The sequence below is a fragment of the Mesorhizobium sp. RCAM 05104 genome, assembly GCF_059683645.1.
The window spans coordinates 3272960-3298824 of record NZ_CM185033.1; the positions used below are offsets into that span (position 1 = coordinate 3272960).

Below are 25865 nucleotides of genomic sequence, written 5' to 3' on the forward strand. Positions count from 1 at the left end.
CGATCATTCGTCCGACTCGGCGTCGTCGTCGATCAACACCAGTTCCTCGTTCGAGAGATTGGCCTCGATGCGGGCAAGCAGCTTGAACAGTGCCTTCTGGTCCTTTTTGTCGAGGCCCTTCAGCGCCTGCTTTTCGGTCTTCTTCACCGATTTCTCGATGGCGTGGATAATGTCGCGGCCGGTGTCGGTGAGGAAGATATGCGCCTGGCGAGCATCGGCCGACGAGGCGCGCTTTTCCAGGAAACCCTGGGCCTGCAGCCGGTTGATGGTCTTGGTGATGGTCGGCGGGCGCACGCCGAGACGGCCAGCGAGATTGCCCGGCGTCTGGCCGTCTTCACGGTCGAGCGCCAGCATGATCTGATCCTGGCCGGCATAAAAACCGTGCGCCAGAAGCCGCGCCGCCAGCGCGGTTCTTGCCAGCCTTGCCGCCGAATGCAGCCGGCTCATTGTCGCAGTCTTGTCCGCCTTGGCCATGGTCATCCCTCTTCGGCCGTACCGGTGCGGGCAGCATAGAAGCTGCCGGCCAGTTGGCAATCGACGATAAAAAGAATCCGGCGTCCCAAACAGCTTTGCCGGCAAGCATTGCGGTGTCCGCCGTGGCTAATGCCAGATGATTATTTCAGTTAGATGACAAACGAGTTTCGTGGCCGGAGTTTTCGACGCAGGCGAAGTTCCGAGCGGACCGCTCATCCGGGCTTCACCACAATGATCATCAGCGCCTGATAGGCATCCGCCACTTCGCGCAGCGCCGCCAGCGACCGCGGTCCGGCCTGCCTGGCGATGCCGTCGCTGGCGTTCGAAGTGTCACGCTTACCGCGCCGGTCATTGTAGGGCGCGACGGTGGTGAATATCTGCTCGCTGAGACTGTCGGGGAAAAACAACTGGCCGGTCATCACCGAACTGTCATCCGGGAAGACCTTGAAGTGGATATGGGTGGTGCGGCCGCGATACCAGCCAGGATAAATGGTGGCGAAGGAAACGATGCCGCTGGCGTCGGTCCTTTGCCAGCCACGCAGGAAGGCCTGACCCGACGTGTCGACATCCCTGCCGTCACCTTGTCCCGGGTAGCCCGAATAGGCGCCTTGCGCGTCGCAATGCCAGATGTCGACACGGGCGCCGGCAAGCGGGCGGCAGGCCGCGTCGACAACCTGCAGCCTGACGGTGAGGGCAATGCCCTTCTTGCCCTCGGTAACATCGGCACGTTCGAGCTTCGGATCGAAATAGAACGGTCCCTCGGTCACCTTAGGCGTAATGGTGCAGACGCCGGCGCCGGTTTCGAACAAGGTCAATCCGGCATAGGGCGAGGACTCCGAAGACTGGGCGGCCATTGCCGCGGCCGGCAGGAAGGCACCACCGCCGGCGGTCACCGCGATCAGGCCTAGCGCCTTGCGCCGGCTCAGCAGGAAAGGCTTACCGGACATATCGTGCCTCTCGAATTGGCTGCGCATTGCCTCCCGTGTCCTGATCCAGCTTGTGACTGCGGCTGTCGCCAATGAAAATCAGGCAATGGCGGCAAGCCTGTTTGGCCCATCGGTTTGCCTCGTGCAAAAGAGCGGCACACATCCTATATGGAGCCGACAATCCCTTTTCGACGGCCGGATTTTTCGAGGCCCAAATTCTTCGAGGCAGCCATGAGCGACGCACAGACGCAGATTCCCGTAACCGTTCTCACCGGCTATCTCGGCGCCGGCAAGACGACCCTGCTCAACCGCATCCTGTCGGAAAACCACGGCAAGCGCTACGCCGTCATCGTCAATGAATTCGGCGAAATCGGCATCGACAATGACCTGATCGTGGAATCCGACGAGGAAATCTACGAGATGAACAATGGCTGCGTCTGCTGCACGGTGCGCGGCGACCTGATCCGTGTCGTCGAGGGCCTGATGCGCCGGCCGGGTCGCTTCGACGCCATCGTGGTGGAAACGACCGGTCTCGCCGATCCGGTGCCGGTGGCGCAGACCTTCTTCATGGACGACGACGTGCGCTCCAAGACCAGGCTCGACGCGGTGGTGGCGCTGGTCGACGCCAAGCATCTGCCGCTGCGGCTCAAGGATTCCAAGGAGGCCGAGGACCAGATCGCCTTCGCCGACGTCGTCGTGCTCAACAAGACCGACCTCGTCACCCCCGAAGAGCTCGCCAAGGTCGAAGCGACGATCCGCGCCATCAACCCGGCGGCGAAGATCCACCGCACCACCCGCGCCGGCGTCGCCCTGTCGGAAGTGCTAGACCGCGGCGCCTTCGACCTGTCCAGGGCGCTGGAAAACGATCCGCATTTCCTCGAAGCGCATGACGACCACGATCATCACGATCATGATCATGATCATGATCACGACCACCATCACCATGATCATGACGGGCATGACCATCACGATCACGCGCATCCTTCCGACATCCATGACGTGACGGTGCAGTCGGTGTCGCTGCGCGGCGGCGAGATGGACCCGAAGAAGTTCTTCCCGTGGATCGAGAAGATCACCCAGATGGAAGGCCCGAACATCCTGCGGCTGAAGGGTATCATCGCGCTCAAGGGCGACGATGAGCGCTATGTCATCCAGGGCGTGCACATGATCATCGAGGGCGACCACCAGCGTGCCTGGAAAGACGGCGAGAAACATGAGAGCCGGCTGGTGTTCATCGGCCGCGAACTCGACGCCGAACGGCTGAAGAAGAGTTTCGACGCCTGCCTGGCGGCCTGACAGCAACAAATGCCGCGTTTGCTCGATCTCGCCGATGATTTTCTGATCATCGGAGACGTTATCCGGCTTTGCGACAATTACGATCTCGGGCCGGGCTCCGGCCCAGTCGATCTGCTGATCTTCGATCCCCGCGAAGACGATACCGGGCTCGGTCTGATGGTGGCATCCGGTTACAAGGCAGGTCTGGTCTTCGCGGTGCTGCCCGAGGAAAGCCGGTTCGAGAAAAAACCTGGACTTTCGAAAGCCTGGCTGATCGAAAACTGGGACAAATGGTTCGTCTTCACCTATCAAGGCGGCCCGGTTCCGATCGAGGGAACCGTCATCCTGCGCTGGAACGAACGAATGACTGTTGAAACCCGCCATGCCGACCGTCGCCCCGCTTGATCTCGAAGGCCATTGCGTCGCCGCCGTCTTCCTCGGCGACGTGCCGCATTTCGCGCTGGCCGACGGCGCCGTCCATCGGCTCGACCATGGCCACAAGACAGTTCAGGCCAATGACGGGCTGCTCGCCGCCTTCCATGATGCGGCCAATGACCGGCTGATCACCGGCGGCGAGGACGGCAAGGTGTTTGCCGTTACCGCAGGCGGCAATGCCGCCGAGTTGGTAAGCGCCGGCAAGAAATGGGTCACCAGCGTCGCCGCCGGGCCGCAGGGCGCCATCGCCTATGCGACGGGCAAGACGGCCTTCGTCCGCTTCGCCGACGGCAAGACCCGGGAATTCGTCCATCCGCGCTCGGTCGAGGGGCTGGCTTTCTCGCCCAAGGGCATGCGCTTCGGCGTTGCCCGCTACAATGGCGCGACGCTGCATTTCCCCGCCGCCGAGGGCAAGCCGGTCGAACTCGAATGGGCGGGCGCCCACACCGGCATCACGTTCTCGCCCGACGGCGCCTTCCTCGTCACCACGATGCAGGAAAACGCCTTGCATGGCTGGAAGCTAGCCGACGGCAAGCACATGCGCATGACCGGCTATCCCGGCAAGGTCAAGAGCCTGTCGTGGAGCGTGAAAGGCAAGTGGCTGGCGAGTTCCGGTGCACCGGCGGCGATCGTCTGGCCGTTTTCAGGCAAGGACGGGCCGATGGGCAAGGCGCCACTGGAACTTGGCACGCGCGGCAATGCCATGGTGACGGCGGTCGCCTGCCACCCGAGCCAGGATGTCGTTGCCGTCGGCTATGACGACGGCATGGTGATGGCGGTGCGTTTTGCCGACGCCAAGGAAGTGCTGTTGCGGCGACCGGGCAAGGGCGCCATCACCTCGATGATGTGGGACAAGGAAGAACGCCGCGTCGCCTTCGGCAGTGCCGCCGGCGACTGCGGCGTCATCGACATTTCGGCCTGAAGCGCCGCGCCATCGGGGTCAAACGCGACACCATGCTTGCGCGCTGCCCTTCTTGAGCGCATCCTTTTTCCGTTGGACAAGCTTCCGGTGGGAGGAGACCTTGCCAAGCACGGTTACGCTTCATGCCTGGGCGACGCCGGCATTTGTCGGCGGCTCGCCGGTCGACCATACCTGGGTCACCACCTACGACAACCAGCAGCACCACTACGCCAATGCGGCCGCTGTCGCCGCCGCCGGCAAGGACTACTGGTTCTGTTGGGGCAGCTATCATCCAACCGGTGGAACGCCCGGCAATCCGACGGGAACTCTCGGTAAGCAGTCCGGGCATCTGGCGCTGGCACGATGCCTGGTCCAGTCGAATGCGGATTCGGCGACAGTTCCCGCCGCCCAGGGAACCATACTCATCTACGGCATCGATGGCGTCTGCCACCAGCTTGCCAATCAGGTGCTCTACGCGACCACCGGGACGCGGCTGACGGTGAAGAAAGCGCGTGGTTATGGGGCGAGCAGCTTCCTATATGGAACCTATGGCCTGCGGCACGCGGCATGGGCCAGCAAGATCCAGCATTGCCTGGGAACGAGTGCGCTGGTGGCCGGTGGGGCAGGCGGAGTGACCAAGATGCAAGGATTGCCCGACGATTTCGAGGAGCACGCACGATCGGTGCTCGGCGACGAGGAACCAGAACTGCTGGCCAAGCTTCTGTCGCTGAAGGGCGAGGTGCAGAATTTCACAGCGCAGCGAATTCCGGGCTTTGCGCCGCCAAGCGCGGAAACGATCAATGCGCGCAACCAGCATTTGATCGATCAGGCAGCCTTGCTGCTTGGCCCCAAGCACTTCGAACGCGTGTTCGGCTTTCCGCCCGGCGAAAAGATCAATCTCGTCGATCCGTCGGTGACCTCCCGGAAATAATGCGGCGCTGCCGCATCCGATCGATCTACTCGGCGCCGCAGGATACTGTCCCGCCCAGATTTGCGGGTTTGCCGTCGCCGTCCTTGTCAGCCGTGCTGTCGTAGACGGCAAGCTTGTACTGTCCGTCATAGACGCCTTCGTCGCTGGCCTTGGTCAGGATCGTGAGTTCGACGGAACTGTAGGTGTTTGCGACCTGATGCTCGCGGTAGATGTTCAGCCGCAGTTCCTTGTCGTCGAGCCAGTACTGGGTAAGGTTGGAATTCTCGAACACCGTCCTGCGCAATTCACCGCCGGCGGGCCTTGCCTTGATTTCGAGGTCGCCGCGAAAATTGAAGGTCGGACCGCCCATGCCGGTGGTGACGCCGGCATCGACCTGGAATTTCACCGCAGCATCGTCGACGGAACACCAGATGCCGCCGGTGGCCAAGGCCGTGCCGGCCGACAGGAACAGCCCCAAACCGCAGATGATCGACCGCATTTTCCCCCACGCCGCCCATTGCCCGTCCGCATTGACGCCGACTTCGCCAACCGGGTCAAGCGCCGCCGCTGGCGGCTGAGCCAATGCAGGGCGCACGCGCGGCCAATTGCGGTCGCGGACACGGATTGGCTAAGAGTGACGGACGAGAGGGGTTTCCATGCACAGCAGCGACACTTCAAGCACGTCCATCGGCGGCATCGGCCGCGACCGCATTGCCGAGTTGCGCGAGACCGAAGGGGAGGCCTTCCGCAAGGCGCGGCCGCGATCGCAAGCGAAGGTGGGCAACGGCCTGCCGGGTTTCTTCGGCGGCGTACCGATGCACTGGATGAACGACTGGCCGACGCCGTTTCCCATCCTGGTCGACAGCGCCAAAGGCGCAACCATCACCGACATCGACGGTATCAGGCTTGATGATTTCTGCCTTGGCGACACCGGCTCGATGTTCGGCCACTCGCCGCCACCGGTGGCGCGCGCCATCCGCCACCAGGCCGGACGCGGCCTGACCTATATGCTGCCTTCGGAAGACGCGCTCGCCATTGGGCCGCTGCTGCAGCAGCATTTCGGCCTGCCGTTCTGGCAGATCGCGACGACGGCGACCGATGCCAACCGCTTTGCGCTGCGCGTTGCCCGCGCCGTCACCGGCCGCGAAAAGATCCTCGTCTTCAACGGCTGCTATCACGGCTCGGTCGACGAGACGATGGTGCGGCTGATCGATGGCAAGCCGGTCAACCGGCCGGGACTGGCGGGCGAGTTCCGCGACCTGACCCGCACGGCGAAGGTGATCGAGTTCAACGATGTTGCCGCGCTGGAAACCGCCCTGAGGGACAAGGACGTGGCTTGCGTCATCGCCGAGCCCGTGTTGACCAATTCCTGCATGGTGCTGGCCGATCCGGGCTTCCATGATGCGCTGCGAAGACTGACGCGCGCGGCCGGCACGCTGCTCTTGATCGATGAGACGCATACGATCTCGACCGGCCCCGGCGGCTATACCAGAAAATATGGGCTGGAGCCGGACCTGTTCGTGCTGGGCAAGCCGATCGCCGGCGGTGTGCCGGCGAGCGTCTGGGGCATGAGCGATGACGTCGCCTCGCGTTATGCCGCCTACAACAGGAGCAAGGAACCCGGCTATTCCGGCATGGGCACGACCCTGTCAGCCAACCCGCTGCAGTTCGCGGCGATGCGCGCCACGCTCGAAGAGGTGATGACCGTTGAGAATTATAACCGCATGGATCATCTGGCGCGGCGGCTCGATGCCGGGCTGACCGGGGTGATCGACCGCTACCGCCTGCCCTGGCATGTTGCCCGCGTCGGCGCCCGCGTCGAGTTCATCTGCGCGCCTGGGCCCATGCGGAATGGTGCCGAGGCGGAGGTGGCGCATGCGCCGGAACTGGAGGCGGCCATCCATGTCGCGCTGGTCAATCGCGGCGTGCTGATCGCCCCCTTCCACAACATGATGCTGATCTCGCCGGCGACCACCGGCGCCCAGGTCAACCGGCTGATCACCGCCTTCGGCGCGGTTGCGGCAAAGCTTGCGGCGTGAGACAAACGGCCATGGACAATCCCAATGCCATCGTGAGCTCACCTTCGGGGTCCTCGCCCACCGAGGCGCAAGCCTTTCTCGACACTCATCCCGAGATCGAAGCCTTCGATATCGTGCTGACCGATGCCAATGGCGTCGGCCGCGGCAAGATCGTGCGCCGGCACGAGTTGAAAAGCATCTTCGAGGGCGGCCGCCACATGCCGATCTCCATCCTCGGCCTCGACATCACCGGCGAGGATGTACACGAGACCGGGCTGATCTGGACGACCGGCGACGGCGATCTCAGGGCATGGCCGATCCCCGGCACGCTGGTCCCGCTCTACGGCACAAACCCGCCGCGCGGCCAGTTGCTGATGGCGATGTACATGCTCGACGGCCGGCCGATGTCGTCGGATCCGCGGCTGGCGCTGGCCCGGCAGGTCGACATATTGGCATCCAGGGGCCTCTATCCGGCCGGCGCCTTCGAGCTGGAATTCTTCCTGTTGGCGAATGAGCGCGATGCCGATGGCAAGGTGCAGCCGGCGCGCGCCGTGCTCGACGGCCGCGTCTCGGGCAAGACCGAGGTCTATTCCGTCGATCATCTGCACGGCATGGAACCGCTGTTTTCCGACATCTATGCCGCGGCCAAGGCACAAGGCATCCCCGCCGAGACCGTCATTTCCGAATATGCGCCCGGCCAGTACGAATTGACGCTGCACTACCGCAAGGATGTGATGCGGGCGGCCGACGATCTCGTCATGCTGAAGCGGCTGGTGCGGGCGCAGGCGCGCCGCCATGGCGTCACCGCCTGTTTCATGGCCAAGCCGATCGAGAAATATGCCGGCTCGGGCATGCATTTCCACGTCTCGTTGCAGGACAGAGCCGGCCGAAACGTGTTTGCCGAATCCGGCGGCGAGAGCTGGTCGCTGCCGCTGCTGCAGGGGCTCGGCGGCCTGATCCAGACGATGGCGGAATCGATGCTGGTGTTTGCCCCGCACGCCAATTCCTGGCGGCGTTTCGTCTCGCAATCCTATGCGCCGGTGGCGCCGACCTGGGGCGTCAACAACCGCTCGGTGGCGCTGCGCGTGCCCGCAGGCGATGCCAAGAACCGGCGCATCGAACACCGGCCGTCGGGCGTCGACGCCAACCCGTATCTGATCGCGGCGACCGTGCTCGCCGGCATCATCAAAGGTCTCGACGAAGGTCTCGATCCCGGCCCGGAAACAACCGGCAATGGCTATGAGGCCGCGGTCACGCGCACGACGATGCCTGTCGACTGGCGCGCCGCGATCGAAGCGGCCAGGGGATCGGCGTTCCTGAAAGAGGCGCTCGGCGAGGACCTGCACCGCACCTTCGTGGCGATCAAGCAGTCCGAATATCTGCGCGTAGCGCGCACGGTCAGCGAACTGGATTACCATCTCTATCTGCACGAAGTCTGATGGCTGAATGATCCGGTGGCGATCACTTTTTCGCCGCCGCCATCAAATGAGGTAGTGTTCCGGTCGCCTGGAACATATCATGAACACATGTCCGCACTCACTGTTCACGAAAAGCTGGCGATTCTCTCCGATGCCGCCAAATATGATGCATCGTGCGCGTCATCGGGTTCGGCCAAGCGCGATTCGCTGAAGTCCGGCGGCATCGGCTCCACCGAAGGCATGGGCATCTGCCATTCCTACGCGCCGGATGGCCGCTGCATTTCGCTCCTGAAAATCCTGCTCACCAATTTCTGCATCTACGATTGCAGCTATTGCATCAACCGCTCGTCGTCCAATGTACGGCGCGCCCGCTTTACCGTCGACGAAGTGGTGAAGCTGACCATGGATTTCTATCGGCGCAATTATATCGAAGGGCTGTTCCTGTCCTCGGGCGTCATCCGCTCGCCCGATGAAACCATGGGCGAGATGGTCGAGGTGGCGCGGCGGCTGCGGCTGGACGAGAAGTTCGGCGGCTACATTCATCTGAAAACCATTCCGGAAAGTTCGCAGGAACTGGTCGAGAAGGCAGGCCTCTATGCCGACAGGCTGTCGATCAATGTCGAGCTGCCGACCGACGAAGGCGTGAAGAGGCTGGCGCCGGAAAAGAAGCCGGAAACGATCCGCCTCTCGATGGCCAGGCTGCGCCGGAAGATGGAAGAAAAAGCCGAGCCGACGCTGCGGACCAAAATGCGCGAACGGTTTGCGCCGGGCGGGCAATCGACGCAGATGATCGTCGGTGCCGACAAGACATCCGACGACGGCATCCTGCACACCAGCGCGCGGCTCTATGGCAGCTACCATCTGCGACGCGTCTACTATTCCGCCTTCAGCCCGATCCCGGATTCGTCGTCGTCCTTGCCATTGCAGAAGCCGCCGCTGCTGCGCGAACACCGGCTCTATCAGGCCGACTGGCTGATGCGGTTCTACGGCTTTTCGCAGCCGGAAATCCTGGCCGGCAGCAGCGACGGCATGCTCGACCTCGCCATCGACCCAAAGCTGGCCTGGGCGCTGCGCAACCGGGAACAGTTCCCGGTCGACATCAACCGCGCCGACCGAGAAGCGCTGCTGCGCGTGCCGGGTCTCGGCACCAAGGTGGTGGCGAAAATCCTGGAGACCCGCCGCCATCGGCGCATGCGGCTCGAAGATCTCGGGCGCCTGTGTCAATCGGTCGCCAAATTGCGGCCGTTCATCATCGCCGAAGGGTGGTCTCCGGGCGCGCTCACCGACAAGGCGGGTCTGCGTGACAAGATCGTGCGGTCTTGCGAACAACTGTCGCTGTTTTGACCATGCAGCCGGCTGAGTTCGATCTTGCCAGTTACAATGTACGGCTCGACAGCGAGACCGATTTTCCCGGTTGGCGCGACGCGGCCCGACGACTGGCGCTGAACGAGGTCAGGCCCGAAGACATCAGCTGGCATGTCGCGGCCGGTTCAGAACGGCGGGCAAGCGATTTGCCGGGTGTGCCTGCCGGCATGCAACTTGTGGTGCCGCGCAACTTCATCGGGCATGCGGAGACCGCCTTCTGCCATTCCGATCCCACCCGGTTCGCCTTTCTCTACCAGTTGCTGTGGCGGCTGCGCACCGAGCCCAGACTGCTGGCCATCGCGTCGGATCCCGACACCAGGCGCCTCGAAACCATGGAAAAGGCGGTACGGCGTGACTGTCACAAGATGCATGCCTTCGTGCGCTTCCGGAAGATCGGTGACGGCGACGAGGAGCGCTATGTTGCCTGGTTCGAACCCGACCATTTCATCGTCGAGCGCAACGCGGATTTCTTCGTCAGGCGTTTCACCGGCATGCGCTGGACGATCCTGACACCGCACGCCTCCGCCGATTGGGATGGCGAAAGGCTGGCGATCGGACCGGGCGCCGCCAGGGGTGATGCCCCGGCGCAGGACGACACCGAGGCGCTGTGGCGGACCTATTTCGAGAACATCTTCAATCCGGCGCGGCTGAAGGTGAAGGCCATGCAGAAGGAGATGCCGAAGAAATATTGGCGGAACCTTCCCGAGGCCTCGCTCATTCCAGAGCTGATAGCAGGAGCGGACAAGGCCGCCACAGCCATGATTGCCAGAATGCCAACGACGCCAGCGCCGCATCACGCCAAGGTGCAGGCACGGCATTGGCCGAAGCGCGAGCCAACGGAGGCGCCGGGAGAGGATGATGCGAGCACCATTCCCGAGTTGCGGGAGGCGGCGAAGGGTTGCCGCCGCTGTCCGCTTTGGCGCGACGCGACTCAGACCGTGTTCGGCGACGGACCCGTTGACGCCCGGGTGGTCTTCGTCGGCGAACAGCCGGGCGATCAGGAGGATCTTGCCGGCAAACCTTTCGTCGGTCCAGCGGGCAAGGTGTTCGACGCCATACTGGATGACGCGGGCGTCGACCGCCAGAAAGTCTACGTCACCAATGCGGTCAAGCACTTCAAGTTCGAGCCGCGCGGCAAGCGCCGCATCCATTCCAAGCCGAATGCCGGCGAGGTTCAGGCCTGCCGCTGGTGGATCGACAGGGAATTCGCGCTGATCAAGCCGGATCTCGCCGTGGCGCTCGGCGCGACGGCTGCGCTGTCTCTGCTGGGCAAGGCGATCCCGGTGACAAAGATGCGTGGCCAGGTGATCGAGCGCGAGGACGGCTTGCGCGTGTTCGTCACCATCCATCCCTCCTTCATCCTGCGCATCCATGAGCCCGCGGACAAGGACGCCGAACGCGAGCGGTTCCTGCACGACATGAAGCAGGTGAAGCGCTGATGGCCGCGTGACTCCAGAGCCTTTTCAGGTTTCGTTGGAGCCTGTTAAGATTTCCATGCGATGGGCCGCTCCCCGAATTCGGGCGCCGGTTTCAATCGAGGACGACTGGCAAAACGCAAGGAAGCTGTCGATCAGGGCCCCGCAGTCGCGCTTGCCTATGCCGGCATATTCGAACTCGATTGCGTTGTATCCGGGAAACGTCCGTAGAAGTCTGCTCGCCGGCAGCGCGGCTGTCTCGCGAATATCGATAGATGCACGCGCAAAAGAACCGTAGTGCCGCCCGCCGAGGCGGGCGCCCAGCCTGTAGGTCCAGTCGTCTCGTTCCTTTCTGACATCGAGTACGGGCTTTTCCGCAGCCACCGTCAGTTCGGGCGTGTCCGGAGCGATCAGATATCGATTGGCGCCGCAGGGGGCGATAATGACCGCCTTCTGCCCATGGCCAGCCAATTCCACGCGCCTGCGCATGAGGACGGGGGTCTTGTCCTCCCGCTGCAGTTGAAAATACGCGTCGACAATTTCGTATCGCCGATAATGGTAGCGCTGGAGGCGCTGCTCGAGAAACGCATGGATCGCGGCGGTTGCCGGCTCGGGAAACAGGAACGAGACCTCTATGTTCCGGGCAATGATACAAGCTTCCGGTCTGAAGGAGATCATTTACGGGTCAACAGGATCGTTCCCTTCGACGAGTAGCCGGCACCCTGTTTCGAATTCGCATCCGTGTAGTACCATCCCTCGGCCCGGCCGCGATTCAGGAAGGTCAGAACCGCCGTTCCGTAGTGATCGTTCTTGCCGTCCTTCATGCACCGGTAGAGATACTTGATGCGGCTCTTGCCCGCGCTGTCCTGATCATATGCCATCAGCACAGCGTTGCTGGTGAAGTTACCGCCGGACACCGATTCCATGTCGACCTTGTTGAGCGTCTGGCGGATGTTCATGGTCATCGGGATCGGTTGCGGCAGTTGTTCGGCCGTTATCGTGCCTTCCCAGACGCCGTCGATGATCGGAAGGTCAAAAAGATTCAAGCGCGAAAAAAGACGCCAAATATAGGAGCTATACAGAAAATAGATAAGGCCAAAAACCGCGAAATATCCGATTGGGTCTATCGTCTGCGCTATCAGCTCGTAATTTCCCGTCAAATACTTCGAGTATACCTGGGTATCCGTGAAATTTCTGACCACAAGGAATGCAGGTACGCTCAGTATTGCGATGCAGACCACTTCCTTGACATTGGTCGCGTCGCGTCTTTCATTAATGAAGGGAACCATGCCTCAGGTCCATTCCAGGGCGAGAAGCTCACCCAAGCCTCTTTGATCCTGCCCCAGAGGACGGCGTAATTCAAGGGGCCAACAAAGGCGTCGAGTTGGTGCCATCCGCATCCGCGGTTTAGCTATCGGATCAGGATCGCCCTGAGGTCATTTACATTCGTCCCGGTCGGGCCGGGGACGAAAAGATCACTGATGGCGTCGAACGCTGTCCACGCATTGTTGCCGGCCAGCATCGCCTTGGCATCGACACCCGCTGCGCGCATGCGCGAAACAGTCGAGCCATCGGCGAAGGCGCCGGCATTGTCTTCCGAACCGTCGATGCCGTCCGTGTCGGCGGCCAGCGCGTGGATGCCTTGTATGCCGTTGATGCCGATGGCGAAGGCGAGCAGGAACTCCGAGTTGCGGCCGCCCTTGCCCTTGGCACGCAAGGTCACGGTTGTTTCGCCGCCGGACAGGATCAGCACCGGCTTTGGGAATGGCCTATTGCGCGTCACCACTTCGCGCGCGATTGCCGCATGCACGCCGCCGACCTCGCGCGCCTCGCCCTCGATGGCATCCGAGAGGATGACAGCTTCGATGCCTTGCCGTTTCGCTTCCATTGCCGCCGCTTCCAGCGACACACCGGCCGAAGCAATCAGGTGCACCTCGTTGCGTGAAAAGCGCTGATCATCCGGACTTGGCGCATCAGCGGCCGGCGACCTGATATGTGCCATCACCGCGGCCGGGAGTTTCATGCCGTAGGTGGCGATCGAGGCGAGCGCGTCCTCGCGGCTGCCGATATCGGGAACGGTCGGGCCGGAGGCGACCAGCGCGGGGTTGTCGCCTGGGATGTCGGATACGACCAATGACACCACCTTGGCCGGCCAGGCGGCCGCGGCGAGCCGGCCGCCCTTGATGGTGGAAACATGCTTGCGGATGGTGTTCATCGCCGCAATCGGCGCGCCGGAGGCGAGCAGCGCCTCGTTGACGGCGATCTCGTCGGCCAGCGTCAGGCTGCCGGCGGGCGACGGCAAGAGCGCCGAGCCGCCGCCGGAAATCAGCGCCACGACCAGATCGTCCGCTGTCAGCCCCTGGACTTTTTCGAGCAGCCGCCGCGACGCCTCAAGCCCGGCGGCATCCGGCACCGGATGCGCCGCTTCGATGATCTCGATGCGCTCGCAGGCCGCGCCATAACCATAGCGGGTAACGACCAGCCCTTCGATCGCCCCGTCCCAGACCTTTTCGAAAGCCGCGGCCATCTGTGCCGAGCCCTTGCCCGCGCCAATGACGATTGTGCGACCCTTGGGCTTCGCCGGCAAATGATCGCGGATGGTCCGCTCGGGATCGGCAGCAGCGACGGCGGCGTTGAAGATGGATGTGAGGAAGTACTTGGGATCGATATCGGTCATTTCGCTTCCGGCGGCAACGCAAGCTCCTGGCGATCGATGCTCAGATACTCGCACAGCGCATCGACCACGACGCCGTGATCCTCGCGCTCCGGCAGGCCCGACACCGCGATCACGCCGATGACACCAGCGCCCTTGACCGTGACCGGAAAGCCGCCGCCGGCCAGTACAAAGTCCGATATGTCGAGGCCTTCACCGACCTTGAAGGTGCGGTCGGGGCGCTGCTGCTCCAGCACCATGCGGTAGGTGCTTCGCAGGAACCGTTTGACGACATTGATCTTGCGCCGCGCCCAGTCGGGATTGGAAGCGTTCGAGCCCGGCATCGCGGCATAGAACAGCGGCCGGTCGAAGGTCCTGATGTCGACGATAACCGGCAGGTTCCCGGCGAGCGCGCGGTCGCGGATGGCCGAACCGATCTTGAAGGCAACCGCCTCATCGAAAGCTGGAAAGACAAGAACCTCTTCCTGTCTCTTGATCAGAGCGATGTCGTCAGCAACGGCCATGTCGTTCCCCTGTCAACTTCGCCGCACGCTTTGGCCGATGGTTGCCGCCGGGTCAAGCGAGGAACACGTCGCAGTGTTCTAAATCGCCATGTCGGCCTTGGCCGGTCGCCCGGCCACATAGACCTCGCGCACAGCGCGGTCGTCGCCCAGCGTCTGCAAAAGAAACAGTTCCTGCGCCAACGTCTCGACCGTTTCCATCCTGAGCCGCATCGCCGGTGTTGCCCTGGCATCCAGCACGACGATATCGGCATCAGTGCCTTCGTCCAGCGTGCCGATCTTTTCCGCCACCGACAGCGCCTCGGCATTGCCGCGCGTCATCTGCCAGAAGGACTGGAACGGGTTGAGCTTCTCGCCGTTCTGCGCGATTACCTTGTAGCCCTCGTCCATGGTGCGCAGCATGGAATAGTTGGTGCCGCCGCCGACATCGGTGGCGGCGGCGATCCTGATCGGCTTGTCGCGGCGGCGAAAGCGCTGATAGTCGAACAGGCCGGAGCCGAGGAACAGGTTGGAGGTCGGGCAGAACACCGCCACCGAGCCGCTGTGCGAAAGCGCATCCGCCTCACGCTCGGACAGATGGATGCAATGGCCGAACAGGCTCTTCTTCCCCAACAGTCCGTAGTGTTCGTAAACGTCGGTGTAGTCGCGCGACCACGGATAGAGCTCCTGCGTGAAGGCGATTTCGGCATGGTTTTCCGACAGATGCGTCTGCATGTGCAGGTCGGGATGTTCGCGGCACAGCGCGCCGGCCATCTCCATCTGTTGCGGCGATGAGGTGATCGCGAAGCGAGGGGTAATGGCATAAAGCTGCCGTCCCTTGCCGTGCCATTGCGCGATCAGCGCCTTGCTATCCTCATAGCCGGACTGCGGCGTATCGAGCACGCCGCCGGGCGCGTTGCGGTCCATCATGACCTTGCCGGCGATGTTGAGCATGTTGCGGTCGTGCGACTCGGCGAAGAAGGCTTCGGCAGACGCCTTGTGCACCGAGCAGTAGGCGGCAACCGTTGTGGTGCCGTGGCGCACCATCTCATCGAGGAACAGCCGCGCGATGCGGCGGCCATGCTGCGCGTTGCCGAACTTCGTCTCCTCCGGGAAGGTGTAGGTGTTCAGCCAGTCGAGCAGCTCCGCGCCGTAGGAGGCGATGACCTGCATCTGCGGGAAATGAACATGCGCGTCGATGAAACCCGGCAGCAGCAGATGCGGCCGGTGGTCGATTCTTTTCGCCGCTTCGCCAGCCTGTTTTTCGACTTGCGTATAGGCGCCGGCGGCGATGATCCGGCCATCGCGGATCAGCAGGCCGCCATCCTCCTCGTAACGCCAGGCGGAATGGTCATCGATGGTCTCGGGCCAGCGTACAAAGGACAGGGTGCGGCCACGCAGAAGTGTCGAGATCATGCTTACTTTCCCGCGCCTTCGAACCAGGCCACCAGCAGCGCCCGCTCCTTGTCGGTAATCTGCGAGACGTTGGCGGGCGGCATGGCGTGGCTGCGGCCGGCCTGCAGATAGATCTCGCGGGCGTGGTTGGCTATTGCAGCGTCGGTGTCGAGCAACACGCCTTTGGGGGCATGGTAGATGCCTTCATAGACAGGCTCCGCCGCGTGGCACATGGAGCAGCGGCCGAGCACGGTGTCGCGCACCGCCGGGAAATGCGCTGAGGCAACGTAGATCTGCGCCGCCGCCGATTGCTTGGGTTCGCCGGTCAGCACCTTCGGCACGGTCGACAGCCAGATGATGATGATGAACAGGACGAGGGCGCCCAGCCATGTCCAGTGCGGATTGCCCTTGCGCGCATGGACGCTGTTGAAATAGTGCCGGATCAGCACGCCGATAATGAAAACCAGCGAGGCGATGACCCAGTTGAACTCAGTGCCGAACGCCAAGGGATAGTGGTTCGACAGCATCAGGAACAGCACCGGCAGCGTCAGATAGTTGTTGTGGAGCGAGCGCTGCTTGGCGATCTTGCCGTATTTCGGGTCGGGCTTGCGGCCGGCGATGAGGTCGGCGACGACGATCTTCTGGTTGGGGATGATGACCATGAAGACATTGGCCGACATGATCGTGGCGGTGATGGCACCCAGATGCAGGAACGCGGCGCGGCCGGTGAACAGGTGGGTCAGCCCCCAGGCGATGAACACCAGCACGCAGTAGAGCACCAGCATCAGGCCGGTGTCGCTCTTACCCAGCGGCGAGCGGCACAACAGATCATAGACCACCCAGCCGACGCCGATTGTCGCCAGCGACAGCAGGATGCCGACAGGTACCGACATTGGCAGTACATTGGGATCGATCAGGAACAGATCAGCCCCGGCATAGTAGACGACGCACAGCATGGCGAAGCCGGACAGCCAGGTGGCGTAGGATTCCCATTTGAACCAGGTCAGGTGCTCGGGCATCTCGGCCGGCGCCACCAGATATTTCTGGATGTGGTAGAAACCGCCGCCATGCACCTGCCATTCCTCGCCAAAGGCGCCGACGGGCATGCCCGGGCGCTGGCGCAGGCCGAGATCGAGCGCGACGAAATAGAAGGACGAGCCAATCCAGGCGATGCCGGTGATGACGTGCAGCCAGCGCACGGCGAAGCTCAGCCATTCCCAGAAAATCGCGAAATCCATCATTGAAGTCGTCCCTGCCGATCACGCGACTTTACGGGCTGGAGCGCAAACGGAAAGAGGCGAGGTGCACGATGACTTTCAAAAAAAATGGAAAATACTAGGCTGTTCCCACGCAGCCACATGAGAGCCACGAAACCGCATGGCCTATCTCGACAACATCGCCGTCTTCGTTCGCGTCGTCGAACTCGGCAATCTGTCGGCGGCCGGGCGCGACATGCGCATTTCGCCGGCGGTCGCCTCCAACCGCATCAAGGAATTGGAGAAGCATCTTGGTGTGCGACTGTTTAACCGCACGACACGGCAGTTGATGCCGACGGAGCACGGCACGGTTTTCTACTCGGGCGCCAAGCAGGTGCTGGAAGCGATCACCGAGGCGGAAGCGGCGGTCTCGGCGCTGTCCGGCCAGCCGCGCGGCACCATCCGCGTCACCGCACCTTTGGGCCTCGGCCGGCGGCTGGTGGCCTCGGGCATTCCCGATTTCCATGACAAATACCCTGACATCGAGGTGCGGCTCAGGCTCTCGGACCACAATGTCGACATCATGAAGGAAGGTATCGACGTCGCCTTCCGGCTCGGCATCATCGAGGATTCCAGCCTCAGGATGCGCGGCATCATGGAATGTGAACGCGTGCTGGTGGCGGCACCGAAATATCTGGAGGCGCGCGGCGAGCCGCTTGAGCCGCAGGAACTGATCGGCAAGAAGCACGATTGCCTGATGCTGCGCTATTCCGGCGCGCGCGAATATGTGTGGACGCTGCAGACCCCCACCGGCCCGCAGAAATTCGAGGTGCATGGTCCATACGATACGGACGATGGCGATGTGCTGACCGGCTGGGCGCTGTCCGGGCGCGGCATCATCAACAAGCCGCGCTTCGAGGTGGAGCCGTTTATCCGCGACCAGCGGCTGAAAGTCATCCTGGGCAGCACGCCGCCGACGCCGGTTCAGTTTGCCGCCGTCTATCCGCACAAGAAGCTGCAGGACCCTAAAGTGCGGCTGCTGCTCGACTTCATGGCCGAGCGCTGCCAGCGGCTGATCAACGATCTGCTTGCTGGCAAATAGGGACTGGCCGAAAGTGATAGCTGGCCGGCAAGTGACCGGCAGTTGGCCCAGTAGCGGCGGTTGCCATCCCGGGAAGCGGCGAACATAGTTCCGATCGATTTCGTGTTGCAGGGACCATCGATGGACAACGGCGCCACAATGCATCTTGCCGTTTCGCTGTTTCCGGGAACCGCCGATCCATCACCCGAGCCGGAATTCGATCGTCTGGCGCGGTTCGTACAAAAGGCAGAAGCCGCCGGGCTGGACATGGTGCTGCTTGCCGATGCCGCGCCGGCTTCCGGTGGTGACGCCGCGAACCGGCAGGTGCCCTTCGAAGCGACGACCTTGCTGGCCGCGCTGGCGACGGTAACAAGCAGGATCGGCCTCGTCGCAATGGCGTCGACGGTCGCCCACCAGCCCTACAATCTGGCGCGCCGTTTCGCCTCGCTCGACATCATCAGCCACGGCCGCGCCGGCTGGCATGCGACGATGGTGCAGGCGCCGCGCGAAGCGGCCAATTTCAGCCGACCGGAGGGGTTTTCATCAGACGATTTCCGCCGCCGCACGGAGGAATATATCGGCATCGTTCAAGGCTTGTGGAACGGCTGGGACGCGGACGCGCTGCTGTTCGACAAGAGCGGCGGCCGCTTCCATGATCCTGAAAAGATGCATCTGCTCGACCACAAGGGTGAATTCTTCTCCGTGCGCGGACCCCTGAACGTCGCGCGATCGCCGCAGGACACGCCGGTGCTGGTGCTGTCCAACTTTTCGGTATCAGACATGGATATTGCCGCCCGCGCCGCCGATGTCCTCCTGCTGGATGAGCGGCCGGCGGAAGACACCAAGGCACGCCATGACGATCTGAAGCGCCGCGTCGCCGCCCGTGGGCGGGACCCGCATGCCGTGAAGGTGCTGATGAATGTCTCGCCCGCCACCGATGGTAGGCCGGCCGCCCTCGCCAACAAATTGGAAGAACAGTTCCGCTCGACACGCTGCGACGGTTTCAACATCCTCATGCCACCACAGCTTTCAGCGCTCGACGATTTCGTCGATCTGGTTTTGCCGGAGTTGCGGCGGCGTGGCCTCTTTCGAGCGGGCTATCGCGGAGCGACGCTGCGCTCGCATCTCGGACTTGGCGGCGGAGGTGACCAATGACCGCCGCGTCCCGCCAGATGAAGCTCGGCGCCTTCCTTTGGGCGACAGGCCACCACATCGCAGCCTGGCGTCACCCGAAGGCACATGTGACGGCCGGCATCGACATCGACCATTACATCCAGCTGGCGCGCGCGGCGGAAGCGGCGAAGTTCGACATGATCTTCTGCGAGGATGCCGCCGGCCTGCGCGAGGCCAATGTCGGCCTCGCCAGCCAGACCTCACGCTCAATCGGTTTCGAGCCCATCAGTCTGCTGTCGGCGCTCGCGGTTCAGACCAGCCGCATCGGTCTCGTCTCCACCGCCTCGACAAGCTACAACGAGCCTTACGGGCTGGCGCGGACCTTCCTATCGCTCGACCATCTGAGCGGCGGCCGTGCCGGCTGGAACCTGGTTACCTCGGCCAGCCCGATCGAGGCCGCCAATTTCGGCTCGACGGGCCTCAAGCCCCATGCCGACCGATACGTGCGGGCCCGTGAATTCGCCGAGGTGGTGACCGGGCTTTGGCACGACAAGCTCGACGGGGCCTCCGAATCCGGTCACGATGGCCAGAGCTTTTCGGTTCGGGATCCGCTCGACCTACCGCGTTCGCCGCAGGGCGCGCCGGTCATGGTTCAGGCGGGCGCCTCGGATGTCGGCCGCGATCTTGCCGCCCGCACCGCCGACGTGGTGTTCACGGCGGCGCAGACTTTCGAGGAAGCGAAGGCCTTCTATGACGATCTCAAGGGGCGTCTGTCGGCCTATGGGCGTGAGCCGGACGACATCAAGATCATGCCGGGCGTAGCGCCCGTGGTGGCGGAAACGGAAGCGGAAGCCCGGGAAAAATACGAGGAATTGCAGGAACTGATCCCCGACGAAGTCGGCGTTGCGCTGCTGTCCAGCTATCTCAGCATCGCCGATCTGTGGCGCTATCCGATTGACGGGCCGCTGCCGGAGTTGCCGGCGACCGAGGGCATGCAGAGCCGGCAAGCGCTGGTCATCGAGCAGTCGCGCCGCGACAACCTTTCCATCCGCCAGCTTGCCCGCCATTTCGCCGGCGCGCGTGGCCATTGGCGCATCGTCGGAACAGCCGCCCAGGTCGCCGACGCGTTGCAGGCGCGATTCGAGGGAGGCGCGGCCGACGGGTTCAACGTCATGCCCTCTTACTTCCCCGGCGAACTCGATGCCTTTGCCACGCTGGTCGTGCCGGAACTGCAGCGGCGCGGCCTGTTCCGCAAGGACTATGAAGGCCGAACACTGCGCGAGCATCTCGGATTGAAACGACCGCTATAGCGCGACGAGCGCTCACGACGCCTTGCTGATGACCATGAAGCAGTGGACGTAATCCATGGCGTGCCCTTGCGGGGCGCGCGCCACCTCGGCCTGATAGGCGCCATAGAAATCATCGACGATGGCGGCCCGTTCGTCCGCTGGACGCGATGGATCCAGAGCGCCGGCAAACACCGTTTCCGACCATGAGCGCAAGGTCGGCACATAGGCCTCAGCGAAGCGCGCTGCGTCTCCATGCCGGCGAAAATCGGCTGCGTAGGGGCAAGCCGTCACGGTGGTGGAGACATGGTCGAGCCGCAAGCCGGCCCGCGAGACAGCCGAGGTCGCGTCGGCGAAGGGTGCCGAAAATTCCGCCTTACTCTTGTAGAATTGCTGGAAGGTGGCATTGCGGTATTCGACGGCACTGATCCGGCCAGACGCGTGCAGCTCGCGCCAGTGCCTGGCGAAGGTGTCGAACATGTTGACGCCGCCAGTGTTGCCGAGATAGCGGCCTTCCTCGTCGACGCAGAAATTGGCCAGCACCAGCCTGCCGCCGGGCCGCAATTCGCGGGCGCGGTGGAGCAGGATGGTTTCCCAGTCGGCCATGGCCTGTGCGCGGAACTGCGCCCGCTCCCGCGGCGTCGCGCCGACCGCCTGCACATGATCGGCGATCATTGTCGGTCGGCTGCTCAGCCAGTGCATGGCGGTGGCCGAAAAGCCGAGCGACAGCGTGCCGCTGGCAAGAATCTGACGATAGAAACTGGTGCCGCTGCCGAAGATGTAGACATCAGGCATGCCCGCCAGCGGCGCATCGGTCGGCGCCCCGAGCAGGCCCTGGGTCAGCCGGAACAGAGCGGCGAAATCATTGTGCGGCAGGTCGGTATAGGTGATCGCAATCTCGCGATCCGGTTCCCTGGCGCGGACGAGGCCAACGATCCGGCGCATCAGGTCAAGCGATGTGCCGCCGTCGGCGGCGCCGAAATCGGCCACTGTAAACGGCACTCCACCGGCGAGCGGCTGCATGGCGGCGATGGCCTCGGCGACAAGATCGCCGGCACGATCGATCACCGCCTTGGCCCCGACCGTGTTGGACGAGTAGTAACCCGCCCCGCGCATCGAGATCACTGGCATCGCGGCCTTGACGTTCATGCCCTTGCCCTTTCCGGTCCGGCCGAACTGACCATCATTACGGCGCGCGCGCCGCTCATCGTCAAGTCTTGTCATTCGTCATCGGTCCTGCTGCCGCCGGCGCCGGAGGCTCGGGAACTGGCCGAAGCCGGCACGTAGGTTCTTGCCGCCATGGCGCCGAGTGCTTCGAAAACCGTGTGATCGATGCTGGCACGTCGGCGCCGGTCCGGCTCCCGAACGTCGTCCGGGCCACCGCTTATCGTGACGTCGGCATCCGGCGCCAACCAACCGGCGTCGCCGGCTTTCGCGGCGATCGCGCCGCCAGCGACATCCGCGCACGCGCCCTTCCACGACACGCGCACCCGCACATCCCAGAGCGCGGCGAAGCCGACCAGCCACAGGGGATGGGCCACCCGGTCGATCCGCAGCGGATCGCCCGTGAGCATGCCGGGCCTGTCCGCGATCAGCGCCCCGGTACGGATCGGGCAAAGGCAAGAACCGTCGGTGGGCGCCGAAATCGCCGATCCTGCCCCTGCCGGGAACGACAGAGTGGGCGCGGCCAGGGACGGACTATCCCGCGCCAGTGCCAGCAGGGACGGTGCCCAGGGCAGCCCGCCGGCGGCAAGCGCCCTGGCGCATTTGCCGATGTCGTCACAAGATCCCCAATTGAAACCGGCGCCGCGCGCGGCCTTCGCCGCCAGCATCTCGACCTCGTTCAGCGACAGCTCGATCACGATGTCGCCCTGGCTGTCTTCCGCGCGGCAATGTCCTCGGGAAAGGGGGCGCCCGCAAACAACGAGATGCGCAGCCATCGGTCCGAACGCGGATCGAAGCGGCTGGCGCCGAAGAAGGCGAGCTTCGAACGCAGCAGGTCGATCGGCCGCATCGCCGCATCGATCAGATTGCCGCGGATTTCCGTGTAGGGATTGCCGGCGGCCAGTTGCACCCGGCGCACGACGTGGCGCCATTGCGGCTGCCCCAGCAGCAGGTTCGCGACCGGGCTCTCCGACGGCTCGGCCTCCAGCACTGCGGCCAGACGGCGGATGTCGCGCGCCACCGCCAGCGGCTGCTCGCGTTCGGCACCCGGCTCGCTGTGCCGCTCGCCAAGGCGTGGCTCGAGCTTTTCCTCGGAAACATACCAGAAGCGAGCATCGGCTTCGGCCGAGCCGAAGTCGTAGGCCAGAGCCCAGCCATAGTGCGTTTCGATCAGCCCGCGCAGCGCGCCGCAGCTCATGGCGCCATCGATCCGGTAGACCGCCGCCTCGTCACAAGCCATGGTGTCGGCGAGTTCGTCGACCAGCGCGCCGTGTGGCTCCAGCATCAGGGCGACCATCGCTTCCTGCCCTTCGAGCGACAGGTTCTGCTCGGCGAAGCGATAGAGCGCGTCCCACGGTTGGGCTGCGCCAGCCAGAATCCCGACCGCCCGATTGCCAATTGTCTCGCAGTCGGCCGCCAATTGCAGAAGGGCGGCGCCCTGCTCCGCATCTTCGGTCTTCCAGCGGCGGATGTTGTCCTGCATCGCGGCCAGGGCTGCGAGAAACCCTTCAATGCTGGCGCGGTCGGCCGCCGCCAGCGCGCGGACGCGCGCCAGCGCCGTCTCGCGCGCCAGCATCCAGCGGTGCAGCAGGAAGGGATGGCGCACCAGAAACGGCGCCATGCCGAGGCCGGTGGAATTGCCGACACCGAGTTGGCGGCGCAATTCAGGATCGAGCATCGCAGCGCGGCCGGGCGCGCGCCGTCGGGCCATGTGTTCGGCCAGCGCGATGGTGAACGAGCGGATCAGCCAGACGGTCAGCATTTCGGCGCGGAACGGTCCGGCAAATTCCGGTCTTTGCGAAATGCGGTCGCGGTCGGCAATGCCGAACTTGCCATTGCCGTAGACCGCCGTGGTGCGCATCAGATAGCCGACATTTTCGATCTGGACGGCGTCGGGCTGACGGCCTTCAGCCAGCCTTTCGACGACATGGGCGAACAGCCTGACGCTCTTGTTGGCGCGCGACAGGATCAGGTCGCGTTCGCTGAACCGTCCCGCTTCCTGGAGCGGCACATTGGCGGCGAGGCGCGCGATCTCGGCCGCGTCGGGCACGCCATCATAGAGCACGTAGCTGGTGTCCCACGCCTCGGCGATGACCCGGTCGGTGCGCATGGCATCGGCCAGCGGCGTCGAAAAGGCGACCAGCGAATAGGTTCGCATCGGCATGTCGACCCGGAGCACCGCATGGCCGAAACCGTCGTCATCGATTTCCCAGGCAGAAGGCGCGACTTTCCACGCCTCCCGTTCAGCTTGCCGCATCATTGCCCGCAGGAAGCTCAACCGCGTCGGATGCGAGGCCCCCATGCGGTCCAGCCGCATGACGACGTCCGGCGGCCGCAGAGCGATGGTGTTCACGGTGAGGCGCCTGAGGATTTTTCGCCGCGAAACACCCGTTGCATCAGCCTTACCCAATTCCCGCCCATGATGCCGTCGGCTTCGGTTGGCGAGAACCCTGCCCGCAGCAGGCCAGCACGAATCCCCGGAAAGTCCCGATTGGACGAAAACCATGCCGGTTGGGCCGGCAGCACCGCCGGTCCGTTCGGATTGTCGGCGGGCGCAAGCGTCCAGCGTCCGTTACGCATCCAGCCGATCACCGAATCGTCATGGCCCTGACAAAGGTCGGAACCGATGCCGATCCGATCCACGCCGATCTGTCCGGCAAGTCTAGCTGCCATCGCGCAGTAGGCCTCGAGCGTGCATGCGCTGCCGCCAGCCAGATGATGCGGATAAAGCGACAGGCCCAGCATGCCGTCATTGGCGGCGAGCGCGTCGATCACCCTGTCGGAAACGTTTCGGCCCGTATCGCGCCACCAGCGCGGATTGGCGTGCGTGACCGCGACCGGCGCATCGGAAGCCTCGATGGCATCGAGTGTGGTGGCTTCGCCGGCATGCGACATGTCGATGACCATGCCGAGGCGGTTCATTTCCCGCACCACTTCCCTGCCCATCCGGGTCAGGCCGCCATCGTAGCTCTCCTGCCAGCCGGTCCCGAGCAGCGACTGGTTGTTGTAGGTCAACTGCATGAAGCGCAGGCCAAGATCGTAGAGAATGGAAACAAGCCCGAGATCGGCCTCGAGCGGCGACGGATTCTGCACGCCGAACAGGATCGCCGTGCGTCCGCTGTGCCGGGCCGCGGCGATGTCGGCAAGGCTCGACGCCTTGACGATCAGATCGGCATTGTCGGCAAAGCGCCGGTCCCAGGCTACGATGCGGTCGACCGTCTCGCGGAAGTTCTCGTGGTAGGCGATCGTCGCATGGACCACGTCGACACCGCCCTCGCGCATCTCCTCGAAAATCGCGCGCGACCAGTTGCAGTACTGCAGGCCGTCCATGACCAGCGGAGCCTGGGGATCGAAGCCGTCTGCCAAATGCGGACACTCACCGTGGCTAGGGCTGCGTTGACGAAAGCAGCCGCTCCCCAGAAGACCGGATCATTGACCGGGTTGCAATCCGATTGTTCTGAGCCAGCGGCGAAATCGGCTCAGGGATGCATCATCCGGGCGGTGCCCGAGACTCTGATCGAGCTGCCCGGCGTTGGCGGAATCTCGGCATGCAAGCGCGAGCGCATGCCCATGTCCTCGCCCTGCACGATATCGATCGCACCGCCATGCGGCCAGCCAATGTCGCGCATATAGCCGGCGAAGGCGGCGGTCGACGCGCCCGTAGCCGGGTCCTCATAGACGCCACCGGAGGCGAACGGATTGCGCGTGTGAAACAGCCGAGGCGTTTCGGCATAGGCCAGCAGGATCGTCACCAGCCCTTCCCGACGCATCAGGGCCTGGCCGGTTTTCAGATCGTAGCGCATGGCGGCCAGCGCCTCGCGAGACTTGAGCACCAGCACAAGATAGTCCGCGCCGCCATGGATCAAGGCCGGTGGAATGGCCGGGTCGAGATCGCCTGAAGTGTAGCCGAACAGCGCCAGCGCCTCGGCAATCAGCTCGGACGAGGCCGGCTTGCTGCGTGTCGGCGGCGACTGCAGGGCGGCGGCGACGTTCGCGCCATCACGGAACCCTTCGACGGTGATGCTCGCCTGGTTGAGGGTCAGCCGGAAAATTCCATCGCCAAACTGCCGGACCAGCGCCGCACCAAGCGCGATCGTGGCATGGCCGCAGAAGGGGACTTCCGATTCCGGCGAGAAATAGCGGACCCGCCAGCCATTGCCGTCGGGCGCGGCAAAAGCGGTTTCCGAGAACCCGACTTCGGCCGCCATGCGCTGCATCGCCGCTGCATCGGGCAAGACATCGCCTATCAGGACTCCGGCGGGATTGCCGCCGGCATCGCCATCCGAAAAGGCCGCGATTTTCAGGACGTCCATCTGCTTCCACCTCGTACTCCCAAGGCG

At 63.7% G+C, this 25865-nt stretch carries 25 protein-coding genes; 11 read left to right on the forward strand and 14 right to left on the reverse strand.

Features of this window, described 5'->3' with window-relative positions:
• Nucleotides 1–3: 3 nt before the first annotated feature.
• Both AC56QP_RS16035 and AC56QP_RS16040 read right to left on the reverse strand, forming a co-directional pair.
• Entirely contained in the window at nt 4–474 is a 471-nt protein-coding gene (locus AC56QP_RS16035; RefSeq protein WP_032921461.1) for a MarR family winged helix-turn-helix transcriptional regulator, read from the reverse strand.
• Nucleotides 475–686: 212 nt separating this feature from the next.
• The gene (locus AC56QP_RS16040) at nt 687–1421 is read right to left on the reverse strand and encodes an intradiol ring-cleavage dioxygenase (RefSeq protein ID WP_489859033.1); all 735 of its coding nucleotides are present in this window, start codon (nt 1419–1421) and stop codon (nt 687–689) included.
• A 210-nt stretch (nt 1422–1631) separates the two neighbouring features.
• Here AC56QP_RS16040 and AC56QP_RS16045 point away from each other — a divergent pair, with 210 nt between their 5' ends.
• The 4 genes from AC56QP_RS16045 (at nt 1632) to AC56QP_RS16060 (ending at nt 4942) form a co-directional block, all read left to right on the forward strand.
• Entirely contained in the window at nt 1632–2696 is a 1065-nt protein-coding gene (locus AC56QP_RS16045; RefSeq protein ID WP_489859032.1) for a CobW family GTP-binding protein, read from the forward strand.
• A 9-nt stretch (nt 2697–2705) separates the two neighbouring features.
• Nucleotides 2706–3080: an Imm45 family immunity protein gene (gene imm45, locus AC56QP_RS16050; RefSeq protein WP_489859031.1), complete on the forward strand. Its 375-nt coding sequence runs from the start codon at nt 2706–2708 to the stop codon at nt 3078–3080.
• Nucleotides 3058–4032, forward strand: a complete 975-nt coding sequence (locus AC56QP_RS16055) for a WD40 repeat domain-containing protein (protein ID WP_489859030.1) — start codon at nt 3058–3060, stop codon at nt 4030–4032. Before imm45 ends, AC56QP_RS16055 begins: the two co-directional genes overlap by 23 nt.
• A gap of 100 nt (nt 4033–4132) precedes the next feature.
• Complete coding sequence (locus tag AC56QP_RS16060) at nt 4133–4942, forward strand: hypothetical protein (protein ID WP_489859029.1); 810 nt, start codon at nt 4133–4135, stop codon at nt 4940–4942.
• 25 nt (nt 4943–4967) lie between these two features.
• Here the strand turns inward: AC56QP_RS16060 and AC56QP_RS16065 are convergent, their stop codons facing one another.
• Nucleotides 4968–5420 (reverse strand): hypothetical protein, encoded by a 453-nt coding sequence (locus AC56QP_RS16065; protein ID WP_489863582.1) that lies wholly within the window; start codon nt 5418–5420, stop codon nt 4968–4970.
• Nucleotides 5421–5577: 157 nt separating this feature from the next.
• Here AC56QP_RS16065 and AC56QP_RS16070 point away from each other — a divergent pair, with 157 nt between their 5' ends.
• From AC56QP_RS16070 to AC56QP_RS16085, 4 genes are all read left to right on the forward strand, one after another.
• A complete protein-coding gene (locus tag AC56QP_RS16070) occupies nt 5578–6960 on the forward strand; it encodes an aspartate aminotransferase family protein (RefSeq protein WP_489859028.1) in 1383 nt (460 codons plus the stop codon).
• Between the two features lie 11 nt (nt 6961–6971).
• Nucleotides 6972–8378: a glutamine synthetase family protein gene (locus AC56QP_RS16075; RefSeq protein ID WP_489859027.1), complete on the forward strand. Its 1407-nt coding sequence runs from the start codon at nt 6972–6974 to the stop codon at nt 8376–8378.
• 87 nt (nt 8379–8465) lie between these two features.
• Complete coding sequence (locus AC56QP_RS16080) at nt 8466–9701, forward strand: putative DNA modification/repair radical SAM protein (protein ID WP_489859026.1); 1236 nt, start codon at nt 8466–8468, stop codon at nt 9699–9701.
• A gap of 2 nt (nt 9702–9703) precedes the next feature.
• Nucleotides 9704–11161 carry a UdgX family uracil-DNA binding protein gene (locus AC56QP_RS16085; protein ID WP_489863581.1) on the forward strand — a complete coding sequence of 486 codons (1458 nt, stop codon included), beginning with the start codon at nt 9704–9706 and terminating at the stop codon, nt 11159–11161.
• Nucleotides 11162–11185: 24 nt separating this feature from the next.
• On the opposite strand, the gene AC56QP_RS16090 is transcribed toward AC56QP_RS16085, so the two are convergent.
• The 6 genes from AC56QP_RS16090 to AC56QP_RS16115 all read right to left on the reverse strand — a co-directional run bounded on the left by AC56QP_RS16090 (nt 11186) and on the right by AC56QP_RS16115 (nt 16926).
• Nucleotides 11186–11815 (reverse strand): hypothetical protein, encoded by a 630-nt coding sequence (locus AC56QP_RS16090; RefSeq protein ID WP_489859025.1) that lies wholly within the window; start codon nt 11813–11815, stop codon nt 11186–11188.
• A complete protein-coding gene (locus AC56QP_RS16095) occupies nt 11812–12426 on the reverse strand; it encodes a hypothetical protein (protein ID WP_489859024.1) in 615 nt (204 codons plus the stop codon). The genes AC56QP_RS16090 and AC56QP_RS16095 overlap by 4 nt, the downstream gene beginning before the upstream one ends.
• Nucleotides 12427–12548: 122 nt before the next feature.
• Complete coding sequence (locus AC56QP_RS16100) at nt 12549–13814, reverse strand: glycerate kinase type-2 family protein (protein ID WP_489859023.1); 1266 nt, start codon at nt 13812–13814, stop codon at nt 12549–12551.
• Nucleotides 13811–14314: a heme-degrading domain-containing protein gene (locus AC56QP_RS16105; protein WP_489859022.1), complete on the reverse strand. Its 504-nt coding sequence runs from the start codon at nt 14312–14314 to the stop codon at nt 13811–13813. The genes AC56QP_RS16100 and AC56QP_RS16105 overlap by 4 nt, the downstream gene beginning before the upstream one ends.
• A gap of 78 nt (nt 14315–14392) precedes the next feature.
• Nucleotides 14393–15706 carry a guanine deaminase gene (guaD, locus tag AC56QP_RS16110; protein WP_489859021.1) on the reverse strand — a complete coding sequence of 438 codons (1314 nt, stop codon included), beginning with the start codon at nt 15704–15706 and terminating at the stop codon, nt 14393–14395.
• 2 nt (nt 15707–15708) lie between these two features.
• Nucleotides 15709–16926 carry a urate hydroxylase PuuD gene (locus AC56QP_RS16115; RefSeq protein ID WP_489859020.1) on the reverse strand — a complete coding sequence of 406 codons (1218 nt, stop codon included), beginning with the start codon at nt 16924–16926 and terminating at the stop codon, nt 15709–15711.
• A 136-nt stretch (nt 16927–17062) separates the two neighbouring features.
• Here AC56QP_RS16115 and AC56QP_RS16120 point away from each other — a divergent pair, with 136 nt between their 5' ends.
• The 3 genes from AC56QP_RS16120 (at nt 17063) to AC56QP_RS16130 (ending at nt 20385) form a co-directional block, all read left to right on the forward strand.
• Complete coding sequence (locus tag AC56QP_RS16120) at nt 17063–17983, forward strand: LysR family transcriptional regulator (RefSeq protein WP_489859019.1); 921 nt, start codon at nt 17063–17065, stop codon at nt 17981–17983.
• Nucleotides 17984–18103: 120 nt separating this feature from the next.
• Nucleotides 18104–19117: an LLM class flavin-dependent oxidoreductase gene (locus AC56QP_RS16125; protein WP_489859018.1), complete on the forward strand. Its 1014-nt coding sequence runs from the start codon at nt 18104–18106 to the stop codon at nt 19115–19117.
• Nucleotides 19114–20385, forward strand: a complete 1272-nt coding sequence (locus AC56QP_RS16130) for an LLM class flavin-dependent oxidoreductase (protein ID WP_489859017.1) — start codon at nt 19114–19116, stop codon at nt 20383–20385. Before AC56QP_RS16125 ends, AC56QP_RS16130 begins: the two co-directional genes overlap by 4 nt.
• Nucleotides 20386–20397: 12 nt before the next feature.
• On the opposite strand, the gene AC56QP_RS16135 is transcribed toward AC56QP_RS16130, so the two are convergent.
• From AC56QP_RS16135 to AC56QP_RS16155, 5 genes are all read right to left on the reverse strand, one after another.
• The gene (locus AC56QP_RS16135) at nt 20398–21585 is read right to left on the reverse strand and encodes a class I SAM-dependent methyltransferase (RefSeq protein WP_489859016.1); all 1188 of its coding nucleotides are present in this window, start codon (nt 21583–21585) and stop codon (nt 20398–20400) included.
• Nucleotides 21582–22223: a DUF3726 domain-containing protein gene (locus AC56QP_RS16140; RefSeq protein ID WP_489859015.1), complete on the reverse strand. Its 642-nt coding sequence runs from the start codon at nt 22221–22223 to the stop codon at nt 21582–21584. The genes AC56QP_RS16135 and AC56QP_RS16140 overlap by 4 nt, the downstream gene beginning before the upstream one ends.
• Nucleotides 22220–23878, reverse strand: a complete 1659-nt coding sequence (locus AC56QP_RS16145) for a hypothetical protein (RefSeq protein WP_497100431.1) — start codon at nt 23876–23878, stop codon at nt 22220–22222. The genes AC56QP_RS16140 and AC56QP_RS16145 overlap by 4 nt, the downstream gene beginning before the upstream one ends.
• On the reverse strand, nt 23875–24891 hold the full coding sequence (locus tag AC56QP_RS16150; protein WP_489859013.1) for a membrane dipeptidase: 1017 nt from the start codon (nt 24889–24891) through the stop codon (nt 23875–23877). Before AC56QP_RS16150 ends, AC56QP_RS16145 begins: the two co-directional genes overlap by 4 nt.
• Nucleotides 24892–25004: 113 nt before the next feature.
• Nucleotides 25005–25838 (reverse strand): PhzF family phenazine biosynthesis protein, encoded by an 834-nt coding sequence (locus tag AC56QP_RS16155; RefSeq protein ID WP_489859012.1) that lies wholly within the window; start codon nt 25836–25838, stop codon nt 25005–25007.
• Between the last annotated feature and the right edge of the window lie 27 nt (nt 25839–25865).